The sequence below is a fragment of the Helicobacter pylori genome (assembly GCF_030062585.1).
In the GTDB taxonomy this organism is placed as follows: Bacteria; Campylobacterota; Campylobacteria; order Campylobacterales; family Helicobacteraceae; genus Helicobacter; species Helicobacter pylori_CN.
Genome location: NZ_CP071935.1, coordinates 604,957 through 620,937, shown reverse-complemented (window position 1 = coordinate 620,937; position 15,981 = coordinate 604,957). Strand labels below are relative to the sequence as shown.

16 protein-coding genes and 1 pseudogene are annotated in these 15,981 nt (G+C 37.0%); 3 read left to right on the top strand and 14 right to left on the bottom strand.

What is annotated here, in order from left to right; genetic code table 11:
- Positions 1 to 122: 122 nt before the first annotated feature.
- A pseudogene (locus J5F42_RS07965) lies at positions 123 to 227 on the top strand (RNA-guided endonuclease InsQ/TnpB family protein); the annotation flags it as partial.
- 62 nt (positions 228 to 289) lie between these two features.
- Here the strand turns inward: J5F42_RS07965 and cagA are convergent.
- Entirely contained in the window at positions 290 to 3,835 is a 3,546-nt protein-coding gene (cagA, locus tag J5F42_RS02960; RefSeq protein ID WP_283491530.1) for a type IV secretion system oncogenic effector CagA, read from the bottom strand.
- Between the two features lie 431 nt (positions 3,836 to 4,266).
- Between cagA and J5F42_RS02955 the strand changes: the two genes are divergently transcribed.
- Positions 4,267 to 4,434, top strand: a complete 168-nt coding sequence (locus J5F42_RS02955; RefSeq protein WP_078249852.1) for an urease-enhancing factor — start codon at positions 4,267 to 4,269, stop codon at positions 4,432 to 4,434.
- Positions 4,435 to 4,709: 275 nt separating this feature from the next.
- On the opposite strand, the gene J5F42_RS02950 is transcribed toward J5F42_RS02955, so the two are convergent.
- The 12 genes from J5F42_RS02950 to J5F42_RS02895 form a co-directional block, all read right to left on the bottom strand.
- Positions 4,710 to 6,521 (bottom strand): AAA domain-containing protein, encoded by a 1,812-nt coding sequence (locus J5F42_RS02950; RefSeq protein WP_283491529.1) that lies wholly within the window; start codon positions 6,519 to 6,521, stop codon positions 4,710 to 4,712.
- Positions 6,522 to 6,571: 50 nt separating this feature from the next.
- Entirely contained in the window at positions 6,572 to 6,730 is a 159-nt protein-coding gene (locus J5F42_RS02945) for a hypothetical protein (protein ID WP_000545119.1), read from the bottom strand.
- A 14-nt stretch (positions 6,731 to 6,744) separates the two neighbouring features.
- The gene (locus tag J5F42_RS02940) at positions 6,745 to 6,993 is read right to left on the bottom strand and encodes a hypothetical protein (RefSeq protein ID WP_001258096.1); all 249 of its coding nucleotides are present in this window, start codon (positions 6,991 to 6,993) and stop codon (positions 6,745 to 6,747) included.
- A gap of 1 nt (position 6,994) precedes the next feature.
- Complete coding sequence (locus J5F42_RS02935; RefSeq protein ID WP_014419567.1) at positions 6,995 to 7,276, bottom strand: hypothetical protein; 282 nt, start codon at positions 7,274 to 7,276, stop codon at positions 6,995 to 6,997.
- A gap of 7 nt (positions 7,277 to 7,283) precedes the next feature.
- The gene (locus J5F42_RS02930) at positions 7,284 to 7,529 is read right to left on the bottom strand and encodes a hypothetical protein (RefSeq protein ID WP_001872712.1); all 246 of its coding nucleotides are present in this window, start codon (positions 7,527 to 7,529) and stop codon (positions 7,284 to 7,286) included.
- Entirely contained in the window at positions 7,526 to 8,134 is a 609-nt protein-coding gene (locus J5F42_RS02925) for a MarR family transcriptional regulator (protein ID WP_097699764.1), read from the bottom strand. Before J5F42_RS02925 ends, J5F42_RS02930 begins: the two co-directional genes overlap by 4 nt.
- A gap of 251 nt (positions 8,135 to 8,385) precedes the next feature.
- Positions 8,386 to 9,378: a cell shape-determining L,D-carboxypeptidase Csd6 gene (gene csd6 / locus J5F42_RS02920; RefSeq protein WP_078280297.1), complete on the bottom strand. Its 993-nt coding sequence runs from the start codon at positions 9,376 to 9,378 to the stop codon at positions 8,386 to 8,388.
- A complete protein-coding gene (gene era, locus J5F42_RS02915; protein ID WP_283491601.1) occupies positions 9,375 to 10,280 on the bottom strand; it encodes a GTPase Era in 906 nt (301 codons plus the stop codon). The genes csd6 and era overlap by 4 nt, the downstream gene beginning before the upstream one ends.
- Positions 10,280 to 11,611 (bottom strand): ATP-dependent protease ATPase subunit HslU, encoded by a 1,332-nt coding sequence (hslU, locus tag J5F42_RS02910; protein WP_283491528.1) that lies wholly within the window; start codon positions 11,609 to 11,611, stop codon positions 10,280 to 10,282. Before hslU ends, era begins: the two co-directional genes overlap by 1 nt.
- Positions 11,611 to 12,153, bottom strand: coding sequence for an ATP-dependent protease subunit HslV (gene hslV, locus J5F42_RS02905; protein WP_045003743.1), 543 nt, complete (start codon positions 12,151 to 12,153; stop codon positions 11,611 to 11,613). The genes hslU and hslV overlap by 1 nt, the downstream gene beginning before the upstream one ends.
- A 3-nt stretch (positions 12,154 to 12,156) precedes the next feature.
- Positions 12,157 to 12,606, bottom strand: a complete 450-nt coding sequence (rplI, locus tag J5F42_RS02900; RefSeq protein ID WP_001880660.1) for a 50S ribosomal protein L9 — start codon at positions 12,604 to 12,606, stop codon at positions 12,157 to 12,159.
- Between the two features lie 455 nt (positions 12,607 to 13,061).
- A complete protein-coding gene (locus J5F42_RS02895; RefSeq protein ID WP_000739617.1) occupies positions 13,062 to 13,271 on the bottom strand; it encodes a hypothetical protein in 210 nt (69 codons plus the stop codon).
- A 247-nt stretch (positions 13,272 to 13,518) separates the two neighbouring features.
- Here J5F42_RS02895 and glnA point away from each other — a divergent pair, with 247 nt between their 5' ends.
- Positions 13,519 to 14,964 (top strand): type I glutamate--ammonia ligase, encoded by a 1,446-nt coding sequence (gene glnA / locus J5F42_RS02890; protein ID WP_097699922.1) that lies wholly within the window; start codon positions 13,519 to 13,521, stop codon positions 14,962 to 14,964.
- Between the two features lie 147 nt (positions 14,965 to 15,111).
- On the opposite strand, the gene J5F42_RS02885 is transcribed toward glnA, so the two are convergent.
- Complete coding sequence (locus J5F42_RS02885) at positions 15,112 to 15,966, bottom strand: SEL1-like repeat protein (RefSeq protein WP_283491527.1); 855 nt, start codon at positions 15,964 to 15,966, stop codon at positions 15,112 to 15,114.
- Positions 15,967 to 15,981 lie beyond the last annotated feature (15 nt).

Genomic DNA, 15,981 nt, shown 5'->3' with positions numbered 1-15,981 from the left:
ATTTGCTCTAAAAGCTCTATGATTTTTTGAACTTGATCTTTGTTATAGCTACTTGTTTTTTCTAGTTGATGCTCTCTTTATAACCCTTAATTAATTCTGCACTATAAAGCACGAACGCACAATCAAATTTAATTTTAAGCAAAGGGTTAAGTTTTTTTGGGGTAGGAAATATCCATGCAGACTCTAAAGAACAAAACCTTTCCTTAGTGTCTGTCGGGATATTTTAAGTTAAAAAACCCCTTGCTTTTAGCAAGGGGTGGTTTTTGCGTTTTTGGTATTCCTTAATCCTTTAAGATTTTTGGAAACCACCTTTTGTATTAACATTTTTGATTCCATGCTCCGCATTTTCCCCCGCCAAGCAGTAATATCCTGTAGAAAATGCATTGGCTAAAAATTGCGTAAAGCCAGACTTAACGTCTTTTACAGCATTGTTCAACTTGGTGGAAAACTTGAACGAATCAGAATAATCTTTCATATTCTTCTGGTTGAAGCCAATTTTATCATACTCTGACAAAGGAACGCTTCCCACATTATGCGCAACGATCTTATCATTCACGAGCTTGAGCCACTCAGGGTTTTTTTGCGTTAGCATACCGGTTGCTTTTTCATTGATTGCTCCACTTTGGATATTGCTATTAATGCGTGTGTGGCTGTTAGTAGCGTAATTGTCCAATTTCGCTGACAAACTAGCAGGCACTTTTTTTGCACTTTCAGCCCATAGATTCACAAAATTGTTTTTTGTAGAATCTTTGAGCTTGTCTATCGTTTGCTCTAGATTGCCAAAATAACCTGCTTTAGCTTCTGATACCGCTTGACTGAGATTGTCAATTTTCTGAGCCAATTCTTGATTCCTTGATCGCCCTACCTTACTGAGATCATCAACTTTATCATGCCTTTTCAAAGGGAAAGGTCCGCCGAGATCATCAATCGTAGCATAAATGGGTTCAGGGCTAACCGATCGCCCTACCTTACTGAGATCATCAACTTTATCATGCCTTTTCAAAGGGAAGCCCGCTTGCCCTACACCACCCAAACCACTTGCTATTTGATTGAGTTGGTCAATTTTTGCATTTACCTTTTTAGCAACTTGAGCATAAATGGGTTCTTCAGGGCTAGCTACTTGTCCTGTTTTCTTTTTATTAACTTTAGCATAAATGGGTTCTGTGCTGTTTTTGAGCCCATTATTGTTATTGTTGTTGAAATTTTTAAATTTCTCATTCAATTCTTTCTTGATGTCCGAAAAGTTTTTGGCGAGAGCTGTGGTCTCTATTCCAGACAACCCATTACCGACTAGGGTTCCATTCACACCATTCTTAACGGATTGATATATTTCAGATTTTTTTCCAACATTGAAACTTTCATTTTTTTGAGCTTGTTGAGCCAATTGCTCCTTTGAGAAATTTTTGAGATCGGCTAACGCTTGCTCTACCCTACTGAAATCACCCGTTGCTTTAGCCATTGATACCGCTTGATTGAGATCATCAACTTTATCCGTTATCTTTTGATTGATGATCACATCTTTAACGGAATTTTCAAGGTCGCTTTTTGCTTGCGTTACCTTGCTGAGATCCTTATTTTTGCCATTTTTGAAGTCATTCAAAGCTGCATTAAGGTTTTCAACTTTTGAAATCCATTCTGGATTGATACCTAAATCTTTCACCGAGCCTTTAAGGGCTTTTAGTGTTTCTTCTGCCTTGCTGAAATCCTTATTTTTGCCATTTTTGAATTCATCAAAAGATTTACTAAAGTTTCTCAAATCCTTGTTGATATTTTCAAGTTTATCAGACAATTCCCTTTTGATGCCTTTAAGATTCTGACTGTAAGCGATTGCTCTTGCATCCCTATTAGCCTCTTTATTGATCAACGCAAAAATCTCATCTTTTTGGCTGTTAGCTTGAGCTTTTGCTTCCATTTTATTTTTGTTGCCGCTTTTGCTCTCCAATTTTTTCTCTACTTCTTTCTCTAAATGCTCTCGTTTCCTTAGAGATTTTTCAAGATCTTTCTGAGCTTTTTTCACTTCATCATAGTTGCCTGTGTTTTTAGCGTCAGCTACAGCTTTATTGAAGTTTAAAGCTTTTCCAACCAATTCTTTGTTGCTGCTCAAAAAATCTTTGATGAGCTTATTAGTATCTTGTAGAGACAATCCTTTAGCGATTAGTTTATCCTCTAAATTCCGCCTTACGAAACTAGTGATAGCGAGATTATTTAAATCAGGCAAATTAAAGACAGCTACCTTGCTAAAGCCTGCGTCTAAATGGGAAACGCCATTCGTAGTGCCTACACCCTTATTGGGATTCTTGGAGGCGTTGGTGTATTTGAAATTAGAATAATCAACAAACATCACGCCATCATGTTTTAGGCTACCTTGGAGAGTGACATTTTTCTCCCTATCTAAAGCTCTATCTGCTTTTTTCCCATAATCTTTAAGAGTGTAGCTCAAATCCCCCTTATTAAACTCAGTAATTAAAGCTGAATGTTTTGTGTCTTTTTTAGAAACAAAAGCAATACGATCATTCCCTAGGGCGTCTAAATAAGCCTTAGAGTTTTTTTTGAAATTTTCAATCTCATTTCGGAATTTTTCTTTCTCTTTCTCGCTCAAGTTGTCTAATTTAGCATTGTTTTGTGCAAGAAATTCCATGAAATCTATTTTGTTTTGGATCTCTTCTTGACTCAATGCTCGTTGTGAGCCTGTGAGTTGGTCTTCTTTGTAGAGATAAAAACTAGGGTTGTTAATCCCTTTCTCACCACCTGCTATGACTAAGCCACTGCCGTTTTTCATATGCACATTAATTATTGTAGCCACATTGTTACCTTGTTGGTCTTTATAACCAACGGTGGCGTTCCAATCGTGTTTGTCTCCAAAACCACCATTGCCCGCATACAATAATGAAACTTTTTCAGGTTCTATGCCATTATGACTCCCCATTAACACAGAAGACAGAGCGTTATTGTGAATCAATAATTGATTGAACTTGTAATTAGGATCAAGGTCAGCGACTCCCTCAACATCTAACATTTCCATATCGCCAAGAGTGAATTTAGAAAAATTACCCCTTTCATCAAGCAAATCCCTAGATTCAGGCGGTAAGCCTTGTATGTGGGTGGTGCTAGTGGCTATATCTGGTTGGACATGAGGAACTGGTTCTTGATTGATTGCTTCTTTGACATCAGAAGATTGTTTTTTGTCAAATATAAATGATAAAAAAATATCCAACCAATCCCCACCAGTAGGCTCTCCATTTTTTTCTGCTTCTTGCCTTTCTTTCAAAGATTCATCAAACACGCCCATGAACTTTTGATCCGTTCGGATTTGATTCCCTATGATAATTCCTGCAAAAGATTGTTTGGCAGATTTCAAAAACTCTGCTTTTTCTTTGTCATCATGGATAGGGGGTTGTATGATATTTTCCATAAAATTTCGGATCGATCGGGTGTTGATTTTAGACGGATCGTTTTGATGGGACACCCAACTTGTGAAAATTCGGTAACGCTGATCCCCAAATTTCTGAAAGCTCTTTGTGGAAGATTCTACATCAATGAGAGCGTCTTTGTTGATTAAATCGTTGCTCTTATTGATAAAGTCTGAAAAATACTGATTCTTTTTGGTAGGATTTTTGATCGCTTTATTGGAGTATTCTTCCCTTAATTGCGAGATTCCATCAAAAGCTTGCCTGTTATCCCTATCGTTCTTATCAACGATTGGTTTTTGATCAGGATCAAATGAAGCGACAGCGTTATCAAGCTTAAGAAAAGCTACTTGAAGATTATTGATAAATTGCTGCGGGTTAAAAGCCGCTTCGGTTTGTGGTTGTTGGTCAATAGTTTCGTTAGTCATTGTTTCTCCTTACTATACCTAAAGTTTCATACCTATCGGTATCTTATTGGTATCAAAGACTGCTAAAAATCGCTACACACTTTGAGTAATCAATTCATGCATGTCTTTGAACACTATCATTATACCAGAATATTTAGAACAAGGTATAACAAGTCTACTATAATTCTAATTCAAGAAGTCTAACTAAAATAAAAGGAGAAATTTTAGTTAGGGCTTTATTATAGCAAAAATTAGCAAGGCTTACAAAGGGTAGCGTTTATGGTTTGGATTTAGGGCGTTATTTTAGTTGTTTTGAGTTTCATTTACTTTTTGTTTAACAATAAGTCCTAAAATTGCAGTCATATAATTTAAAGTGTTTAGGTTATTCAATCAAAAAATTTTAAAACAAAAGGATATAAAATGAAAACCATTAGAAATAGATTAGAAATAGCATGTTTATTGGAGCTTCTTTACTCGGCGGTTGCGCTAGCGTTGGGACTTATTTTGACGCTTTGCGTGTCGCTTGCATTAAAGATACTTCTATAGAAAAAGAATCGCATTACACGCCTAAGGACTTTGGTGGCTCTTATTTTAGCAATCAAACTGATATTGGGTTTTAGGGTTTTTTCTTTCTTAAAAAATGTTTTGGCTTTTTTGTTAAATGTTGATTGAGTCAAGCATTTCAAGATATTTCAAAATAAAGAAAAATTAAAATAAAGTCAATCCAACTCAAGCTCTCATCTAGGATCTTTGAGTATTTTAAAAATCATGCGATGGATTGGTAGATTATAAAGTTATGGCTCACCATAAAGTAAAGCATTCAAAAAAATAAGTTTGCAATTTAGGAGAGTTTTGAAGCGAAGAATGCCTAATGATTATCTTTGGAAAAGATTACCTATCTACAGACTTGCAAAATAGCGCTAAAGATATTCTTCTCATCGCTTCGTAAATTCTCAAAGAAAGACTTTTTACCCACAAAAATGAGATTTTCTTTTGCCCTAGAAATAGCTACATTCAAGCGTTTAGAATCTAGCAAGAAAGAAAGATTACCATAAGTTTTCACGGTGGAATAAATGATAATATCTGCCTCCTCGCCTTGAAAGGCATCCACAGTGTCTATCTTGAGTTCATCAAAATTCTTGAAGCCGCATTTTTCCACTTCTGATCGCAAGCGTCTTTTTTGGGCATTATAAGGTGTGATAATTCCTATGGTTTTTCTGATTTTTCTTTGGTTAAGAGCGCGATTGATTTGCTCTAAAAGCTCTATGATTTTTTGAACTTGATCTTTGTTATAGCTACTTGTTTTTTCTAGTTGATGCTCTCTTTCAACATTAATCCAACGGATAATATTCTTAGGATCGTAAAATTGCGAGGTATTTTTGATTGCTCCATTCTTTTGATAATCTAACACGGAATAATTAAAATTGAAGTCATTAAAAATATAAGCATATTTTAAAATTTGAGATCCCAGTCGGTCATTAAAAAGCATAATCACATCCATGTGTTTGGGTTCTGGCTCTTTTTCAGCAATGAATACACTTTTTAGCAAGCTGTCATAATTTGTTACCCACACCTTGAGAGTATCTCTTGGTGTGTACTTTTTATGTTTAAATTCCTTGTATTCAATGGGTAGTGAAAGTTGTATCCCATGAAACAAACACTTGGTCATTTTCCAATCAATTGTATTAGGCGACACTTCAAAAACGCTCTCTTCTAAAATGTGTTTATAGAGCAAACCTTTACACAAGCTAGCTTTGAAAAATCTGTTGTCTTCTTTATTTTGCCGTGTGATTAAAATATAAAATTCCTCTTGAGAGTTATAAGAATCCCATAACTTTTTTTCATGTTCTCCAGATTCCAAACTTAGGCGTTGCCCATAAATATTCCAGCCACTTTCTTCATCTCCATCATGCGCATAGATTTCACTTTTATTGACACAAGCAAGTTTTCCAACATAAAGAAAGTCTTGAGGCAAGAGATAGTTTGGCTCCATAGCTTGGATATGCTTTAAAATTTCATCTATGTCGCATTCTTTTTTCTTTATCCAATTTTGGGTTTTAGCGATAAAATCTTTGGCTTTTCTGATATTGTCCTTATTGCGATCCATTCGTTCTTGCATCTTATCTGCATTGTCTGGATTGTTGGATTGAGATTCATCACGCCATTCTCTATGCCTCTCCAACCACTCTTGGTTACTGGCGATATTCTCGTTATTCTTTTTGACCTTTTGCTCTAATTTTTTAATCTCACCCAAATCACTTTTAAGGCGCTTTTCTTTCTCTTGTAATTGAATTTTTAAGCGAGACAAATAACCCAAATAAGCTAAAGCGCGGCGTTGCGCGTCTTCAAAGCGGTTGTAATATATTTGCAGTGCATGTTTTTGCTGTATGGGTAGAGATTTCATTTCTTGTTGGATTTGCTCTAACACAGCCTTTAATTGCGTGGGTGTCTCTTTCTTTTCTTGTTGCAATCTTTCAATTTCTTGCAAATAGCGTTGGATAATATTGAGACAATGGTCTGCGATCTTTAGGGTTTGCTGGTGTTTATGGCATTTTTTAGCCTGTTGCGCTTTGTGCGTGTAGTCCTTAATATCTTTTTTTAGCGTGTTTTGGCGTTCTTTTTCTTTTTCGGTTTCAACATCAAAAAAAAACGCTAACGCCCCAAAACCAACTGCTAGGATAGCCCCACCCACAATAAAGGGTAGCATTAATTCACCTTAGATGTTAATGCAAGCAAAGCTTGTTGGTAATGAATCAGTTACGCATGCAATTCATCCACCATTTGGTGTTCCCCATGTTCGCAGCTTAAAAATTGATTCAGCGAATCAATCTTATTGATGATGCCTTGCATTATTTCTAAAAGCTTCATGTCTTTTTCATGCTCATTGGAGAGTCTGAGCATTTCTTGTTCATGCATATTATTGAGTTCTGTTATATCTCTTTGGAATTCAGCGATCTTTCTCTCAATCTGTTGTTTGAAGCTATCATCTCTTGATTTGCTTGTATTTCTACTTGTTTAGTCTTTTCTTGCTCTTTGCTAATTTCTTTCTGGGCATTGATCGCTGATGAAATCAAGTCTTTAGAAGCAGTTACCAACTTTAACATATCTGATAAAGAGAGGTTGTCAAGAAAATCCCCTTTAGAGTTTCCTTTTGGTGTGGGTAAATTAACGCTTCTCATATTAACCTCCTATAAAGTTTAAAGACGCTTGGCAATGTGTTGTGAGCGCTTCATGGTATTGTTGGCACAAGACTACAATTCTTTGGGCATTGTCATAAGGGAATTTTTTCTCGTATTCATCTAAATGCTCCTTGATGCATTTTAAAACCATAAAGCTGTTTTCATAAGCTAATTTAAGCAGATGCATTTTATCCGCATTCTTGCGTATTCTAGCATCTATCTTTTCTAAGTCTTGGGCAAGCTGTAATCTGAGCTTCTGTTTGTCTAATCTTAATTCTATCAAAAGATTTTCATATTGTTTTCTTTAAAGTATTGCGTATTATTTCTAGTTGTTTGGTTTGCTCTTTAGCGGCACGATATTGGCCATAGGAATGGATCATATCAGCCAAACTAATCACCACATCCACACAGACTAAGACCGGACTCACTTTAGCAATTCCTTTTGCTCCATAGCGTATGGCACTATAGATGATTTTTGTGTTGCGCATACCACGCGCAAAACGCCCATCGGTTTTAAAGAGATCGATGCTTATCATAGTTGCTTGCAGAGTGTTTCTATCTCTATAAAACACTCTTGCTCCCCATGGATTGCACGGATATATGTTTTCCCTTCGATCTTTGCATGCGTTAGCGCCTTTGGATTGATTTTAAAAACTAAAAACCGCTCTACTTCCTTTGGTTCTAAACGCATCCTAATCTCATCTGAAACATCTTTGAAATCTTTCGTATTATCCAATAAGCGCAATACCTGATCAATATCCTTGCGTGCATTATAAAGCTCCTCAAATTCTTGTAGGCTTAAATCTTCTCCTGCGATGAGCCACCCACGAGAACAATCTGTTAGCTCTTGGCGTTCACGCCATCTTTTTATTTTTTCTCTCGCTGCATTTTCCAAAAACACCGCCCGATTTGCGCGATTAAATTTGTTGATTTCATCGTGTAATTTTAAAATGTTGCGCCCATAAGCACTAATCTTGTGTTTTTCATTGACAAAACCCCGCTTTACTAAAAAATCCAGGTGTTTTTGAATGGTTATAGGGTCAATCTCTGTAACTTGCGATAATTCATTAAGATTTAATCCATCCCCAAAAGCATGCAAGCAAAATAGAGTGAATTCCCCTATATCTTCAATTCTTTCCAAACAAAGACTTAACTTATATCCATGAATATGGAATACTCACATCTACAAAACTAATGCCATGCTTCACCCTCACAACTCCTAAAATCCTCTATTCATAATTCTTAATTAATATTTCTTAATCATTTGTTATTTTTAAAGCTTCATTTCCTTTTTCACTCTGTAAAGTTGCACGATTATTTCTAATGCCAATGATTTTGGATTCCATTACTTTGTCTTTTATCGTGGCCTTGACTTCAGCGTCTATCCCTAGCTTATTTTTCCATTATAATAGACACTTGATTGTTTTCAATCTCTATATAGAGTTCTTTTTGAGAATTGGAGCTATAAGAGAGCTTGTTTTGCTGGTAGGCCTTGTAATCTTGGTCAAACACCACATAAAACAAGCGTTTGTTTTGAGAGTTGGGGTAAGGGATCACATTGATAGAAGAAAAAGCGATATTCTTTTTTTCATTTTTTGCAAACACCCTTTTTTTATACTCTTTAAAAGCGTTGAATTTCATGCCGTCATAGCGAGTGAAATTGGGGTTATAAAAACGCATGTAGCGTTCAAAATCGCCCCTAGTCCAAGCTTCTTTCCATTGGAAAAGGGAGCTTAAAATCATGCTCAATTCCTCTTTAGTACTAGGGGAAAACTTGTCTTCATAGGTGATGAGGAACGCTTTTTCGCCTTTTAACACCTTATCATAAGAGCTTAAAAGCGGGTTTTCAATCGCAATACAGCCCTTGGTGTTCAATTCATTCCGATCGCCATTTAAAGGCATTCCATGCACCCAAATGCCATGCCCGGTGCGTTTTTTCAAGGTGTCATACAAATTAGGGTAATTCGTTACAAAAGCCAAAACGCCATAATATTGATCCAAACGCTCTAATTTCTGCGTGATACGATACACTCCAATAGGCGTGGCCAAATCGCCCTCTAAAGTTTTATCGCCCTTTTTAGAGCCTACAAGGGCTTTAGAGCTGTTGATTTTTTTAAGCATGTTATTTTCTATTTCATAAAACTCCAAACTGGGCTTGGATTTATTAGCCACAAATAAAAACTGCTTGTTTTGATAATAGCCAAAATCCGTGTCCTTGTTTTGAAGTTCTTCTGCCCAAAAAGATTTATCCGCTAAATAAGAATCCAACTTTTGACCCACCACTTCCAAGCCTTGTTTTTGATAAAGGTGCATGATTTCTAACAAACGATCACTAGCATTCAATCCCACAAACCCCATTAACAGAGCCGGTAATATTTTTTTCAATCCCTATTCCTTTGATAGATATAGCCCAGTTTTTGCAAGCTCTTTTCTTCCTTGCTCCATGATTTTTGAGCGATCACTTGCAAGTTTAAAAAAACCTTTTTTTCGCCCACTTCTTGCATTTTCAATCGCGCGTTAGTCCCGATGCGTTTGATATTCACCCCGTTTTTGCCTATCACGATTTTTTTTTGGCTTTCTTTTTCTACGATAATACGCGCATACACCTTGTCTATGCGTTCTTCTTCTATAAATTTATCAATCATCACATCGCTTTCATAAGGGATTTCATCGCTCAAAAAATCAAACAAACTCTCCCTAATGATTTCCTTATAAATATCGCGCATTTTTTCATCGCTCATCAAATCCTTTTCAAAAAGCCATGCGCTAGGGCTTAAATGCTTGCTGATGCATTCTAAAAGCACGTTTAAATTTTGAGATTTTTTCGCGCTCAAAGGTATTAAATCTAAAAATTGCGATGAATATTTTTGATACTCTTGTAATTTTTGTAAAACCTGCTTATGCGTGGCCATATCAATCTTACTCAAAGCCAAGATATGGGGTTTTTGGCACAAATTTAAAAACTCTTCATAGCCTTTTAAATCGTCATGCACAGAAGCTAAAAAAACGCACAATTCAGCATCGCTCATCGCTTTTAAAGCCTGTGAGAGCATGCACTGGTTGAGTAATTTTTCTTGATGATGGAGCCCTGGTGTGTCTAAAAAAATGATCTGGCTCTCATACCCTTCTTTGTCTTTAAAAGGCACGATGCATTTCATCAATTTTCTGGTCGCATTAGCCTTATGCGAAACAAGGGCTAAATGAGCGTTTAATAAAGTGTTTAAAAGAGTGCTTTTTCCAGCGTTTGGTTTGCCTATAAGAGCTACAAAGCCCGCCTTAGTTTTCATCATAAAATATACTTCACCAAATTTTCATCAGCCACTAAATCCTCTAGCTTTGATTGAACCAATTCTTTAGTGATAGTGATATGTTGCCCCGAATAATCCTCCGCTTCAAAACTAATGTCTTCTAGCACTTTTTCAATGGTGGTGTGCAACCTTCTAGCGCCTATATCTTCGCTTTTTTGATTGGCGTTATAAGAAAGTTTGGCTAACTCTTTGATCGCATCGTCTTCAAACGCAATTTCTACGCCCTCCACTTTTAAAAGGGCTTGGTATTGCTTGATGATAGAGGTTTTAGTTTGAGTTAAAATCATATACATGATTTCTTCGGTTAAATTCTCTAACTCCACCCTTAAAGGGAAACGCCCCTGCAATTCAGGGATCAAATCGCTTGGTTTAGAAAGATGAAACGCCCCTGCTGCAATGAATAAAATATGCTCCGTTTTGATAGAACCATACTTCGTATTCACCACACTCCCCTCCACAATCGGCAACAAATCCCTTTGAACCCCCTCTTTACTGGGATCTTGACGGCCTCCTTCTTTAGAGCTTACAGCGATCTTATCAATTTCATCAATAAAAATCACCCCTGAACTTTCCGCGCGCTTCAAGCCTTCCATTTTAATGGCTTCGCCATCTAAAAGCGTGTCGCTAATTTCTGCCTTTAGGGCTTCTTTAGCCTCTTTAACGCTTAAAGTTTTTTTGACTTTATCCTGTTCTTTATGGAAAAACTTAATCACATTTTCTTGAACCCTTAGAATTTCAGGCGGCACATTAGAATCAATCTCTATGCTTTTTTTACGCACTTCAATTTCAATTTCTCGGCTATCCAACTCGCCTTGCACGATTCTTTGTTGCATTTTCAAAAGGCTGTTAGCGTATTCTTGTTTTTTTTCTTCGCTCACCCCATTAGGCAAGGGGGGTAGGAGTTTTTTAGCGATTTTTTCTATAACCGCTTCCTCAATCTTGTCTTTTAGTTTTTCTTTATGCTCATTTTCCACTAAAAGCACGCTGTTATTGACTAAATCCCTTACCATAGACTCCACATCGCGCCCCACAAAACCCACTTCTGTGTATTTGCTCGCTTCCACTTTCACAAAGGGGAGTTTCATGATTTTTGCTATTCTTCTAGCGATTTCAGTTTTACCCACGCCAGTAGAGCCAATCATTAAAATGTTTTTAGGCGTGATTTCTTCTTGTAAGGATTTTTCCAGTTGCAAACGCCTGTAACGATTCCTAAAAGCGATAGCGATAGACTTTTTAGCTTCCTTTTGCCCAATGATGTATTCATCTAAATAAGCGACAATTTCTCTTGGGGTCATATTCAATTTAGACATTAAAGCTCCAAAATTTTAATATTCGTGTTGGTGTAAATGCAAAGATCCCCTGCGATTTTTAAGGACTCTTCTACGAGTTTTCTAGGCTCTAAATGAGCGAAATGATCTAAAGCCCTAGCCGCGCTTAAGGCGTAATTCCCCCCACTCCCAATAGCAGCGATCTTATTGTCTTCAGCCTCTAAAACATCGCCCGTGCCGCTCAAAATGAAAATGTGATCCAAATTTAAAACGATCATCATCGCCTCTAGTCGGCGTAAATACTTGTCTTTGCGCCATTCTTTGCTGAAATCCACTACGCTTTTAAACAAATCCCCCTTTTTACTCTCTAAAATGCGTTCAAACATATCAAACAAGCTAAAAGCGTCTGCGGTGCTCCCGGCAAACCCACTTAAAACCTGGTTGTGATACAAGCTTCTGATTTTTGTCGCATTGGCTTTGACCACGCAATTGCCCAAAGTTACCTGCCCATCGCCTCCAATGAGCGCGAACTTCTTGCCCTCCATCTCCCCTCTATAGCCTAGAATCGTCGTCGCTTCAAACATTTTCTACTCAGCCACCACATCAATTTTAAACGCACCCGCAATCCCCGATCCAAGCTTGACTTCAATCTCATAAATCCCTGTGCTTTTAATTGGGTGTTTGAGCTCAATGTCTTTTTTATCTAAATTTAAACTCGCATGCTGCTCTTTCAAACGCTCCGTGATCTCTTCTTTAGTGATCGCTCCAAATAAAGAGCCGTTCGCGCCGACTTTTTTATGGATAGTCAGCGTGATGGTTTGTAAGGTTTCTACCATTTGCAATTTTTGCGCCTTTTCTAGGGCTTCTTTTTCCGCTTTCTTTTTAACTTCGGCTTTGTATTTGTTGATCACTTCGTTAGTGGCGAGTTTGGCTTTTTGGTTAGCGATTAAAAAGTTATTCCCATAGCCATCTTTAACCTCACACACTTCACCCGCTTTGCCTAAATTTTTCACATCTTCTAATAATAGAACTTTCATCATATCCCCTTTAAGTTGTAAGTAACTTGTAATTATACTCTTTTTATAATAAAAAAGGCTCTATTCTCATCAAATGTTGATCGCTAAAATTTTTTTAATTTTTTTGAAAGAAGTTTGTTTTTAAGCTTTTTAATGATGTTTTTATAAAACTTTAAGGGGGTAGTTGGGTATTTTGAAATAATCCCCCTCTCAAAATCCCCTAAAACCCTACGAACGCTTTAAGAAGTTATCGCTTGGCTAAAATTAAAATTAAAATTAAAATTAAAGTCAAGTTCTCCATTGTTTAATTTAAATTTTATTATCAACGCTTGATTGGAGCGGAGTCAAAATAAAAACTCCATATTCAACAAAACATTGATTTAAAAACCTTTAAAGGCATTTTCTTAACTACAAAAGCTAATTGCCTTGACCAACTCGCACCCATGTGGATGCAAGAGTTTAACTATGATACTTTTTTATTGAAATCTAATACCCATAGTAGAAAGAAGAGAAAGTGAATAAAAGAGTGCTTTCTTAAGTTCTTCATTTTGATCTAAAGTCTGCTTAAGACCACCATTCAAATGTTTGGCTCTACAAACTTGTATAGCACCACCTTTTAAAGGGTTGCCGTATCTATCATAGTAAACGCCATCTGAAACAGTAAAGTTATCTTTATTTTTTTTCATAATATTTCCTTATATGAAATTTAAAATCATACCCCTATTTCCAGGATATGGCTAACTATACCTAATAACTAGCAAACGAATATTACCACAAAAAAAGAAAACAGAATGCCAAGATTTTAAAAAAGGTGGTTTTTAGTCTCTAAAAATTTAGGGAAAAATTTAGGGCGTCAATTTTACTTTTTTACCCCATAAATGCTATAATCACCCCTATCAATCAAACTCAATTCATAACAATTAAAGGTGGTTAATGATAGTAAGAACTCAAAATAGTGAAAGCAAGATCAAAGAATTTTTTGAATTTTGCAAAGAAAATGAAGTGGAATTTGTGGATTTTAGATTCAGCGATATTAAAGGCACTTGGAATCACATCGCTTATTCTTTTGGGGCTTTAACGCATGGCATGTTTAAAGAGGGGATTCCTTTTGATGCGAGTTGTTTTAAAGGCTGGCAAGGCATTGAACATTCAGATATGATTTTAACCCCCGATTTGGTGCGTTATTTCATTGACCCTTTTAGTGCGGATGTGAGCGTGGTCGTGTTTTGCGATGTGTATGATGTGTATAAAAACCAGCCTTATGAAAAATGCCCTAGAAGTATCGCTAAAAAAGCCTTGCAACATTTGAAAGATTCAGGTTTGGGCGATGTGGCTTATTTTGGCGCGGAGAGCGAATTTTTCATCTTTGATTCCATTAAGATTAAAGACGCTTCCAATTCCCAATATTACGAAGTGGATAGCGAAGAGGGCGAATGGAATCGGGATAAGAGCTTTGAAAATGGCGTGAATTTTGGGCATAGACCGGGCAAGCAAGGGGGCTATTTGCCTGTGCCGCCAACGGATACGATGATGGATATTCGCACTGAAATTGTGAAAGTCTTAAACCAAGTGGGGTTAGAAACTTTTGTCGTCCATCATGAAGTTGCGCAAGCGCAAGGCGAAGTGGGCGTGAAATTTGGGGATTTAGTGGAAGCGGCTGATAATGTCCAAAAACTCAAATACGTGGTTAAAATGGTCGCTCATTTAAACGGGAAAACCGCCACTTTCATGCCAAAACCTTTATACAGGGATAACGGGAGCGGGATGCACACCCATGTGAGCGTTTGGAAAAACAACGAAAACCTTTTTAGCGGCGAAACTTACAAGGGCTTGAGTGAGTTTGCCTTGCATTTTTTAGGGGGCGTGTTGCGCCACGCTAGAGGGTTAGCCGCTTTCACTAACGCTTCCACTAACTCTTACAAACGCCTGATTCCGGGATATGAAGCCCCATCTATTTTAACTTATTCGGCTAATAACAGGAGTGCGAGCGTGCGTATCCCTTATGGGATTTCTAAAAATAGTGCTAGGTTTGAATTCAGATTCCCGGACAGCTCATCAAACCCCTACTTGGCTTTTGCAGCGATTTTAATGGCAGGCATGGATGGCGTTAAAAACAAAATGGATCCCGGCGAAGCGATGGATATCAACCTTTTCAAATTGACTTTAGATGAAATTAGGGAAAAAGGTATCAAACAAATGCCCCACACTTTAAGGAGATCGTTAGAAGAAATGCTAGCCGATAAGCAGTATTTAAAAGAGGGGCAGGTCTTTAGCGAAGAATTTATTCAAGCCTATCAATCTCTTAAATTCAACGCTGAAGTGTTCCCATGGGAGAGCAAACCCCATCCTTTTGAATTTATCACCACTTATTCATGCTAGAATTGAATGAGTGGGTTAATAATCCCACTTTAATAGAGTGTCGATGATAAGATTTAAAAAATACTCAAAGGTATTTTTTAAGATTAAAGCAAAGAACTTGATTTTAGCCAAGTGATAGTAAAGATTAGGTAGGTGTATTTTCTAAAATTACAGAGCTTCCATGGCTTTTTCATAGCCAAATTCTGCGGATTTTTGCAAGAATTTTTTAGCCCTGTCCTTTTTCTTTCTAGTGCCAAGCCCTTCTTTATAAGCGATCCCAATTCTATAAAGGATCTCCCCCATTTGTTGTTTGAGTAAAATAATATTGCTTGAAATTTCAGCAATGTCTTCCCAAGAAAGTGTATTATCTTTGATTTGAAGGGCTTTCTTAACAAGTATTCCAAATTTCTTTCCAAATTTTATAGGATTCGCGCTCAAACCTGAAAGATCAATGAATCGCGATCCAATAAGCATACTAGTGAACGCAAGGTTTGGTAATCTAAAATTGTTAGCAAAATAATTTGTGCTTTTATTAGAAAACATGCGAACCACATGCCTGTAAGTCTTGAGCGCTTGTTTCAAATCCTTTTTCATCCCTAAGCCTTGCACTTGCATGCGTCCTAAAATTAAAGCGCCCCCTAACAACCCGCTCCCATACCCTTTGATAGCGTTTTGTGCATAGAATTGCGCTTTTTTGTAATCCACTTTCACGCCCTTTCCCTCCAAATACATTTTGGCTAAATAAACGCTGCCAAGCCCAATGCTGTATTCTTGCGCCAATTTAAAATCTTTAAAGGCTTGTTTGTATTGGCCTTGATTAAAATGGTCTAAACCATTTTCAAAATAATATGTCTTATGATTTCGCGCAATTTCATCCCACTGATTTCGCGCCCTTTCATCCCAATCATCACTTATGCTAATATATTCATCAGCTATACAAAGTGAAAACGGCAACAATAAGCCCAATAAAAGCAATAAAGGCTTTAAAAAAGAGAGGGTGGTGCGATAAAAATCTTTAAACATGTCAAGTCCTTTTAC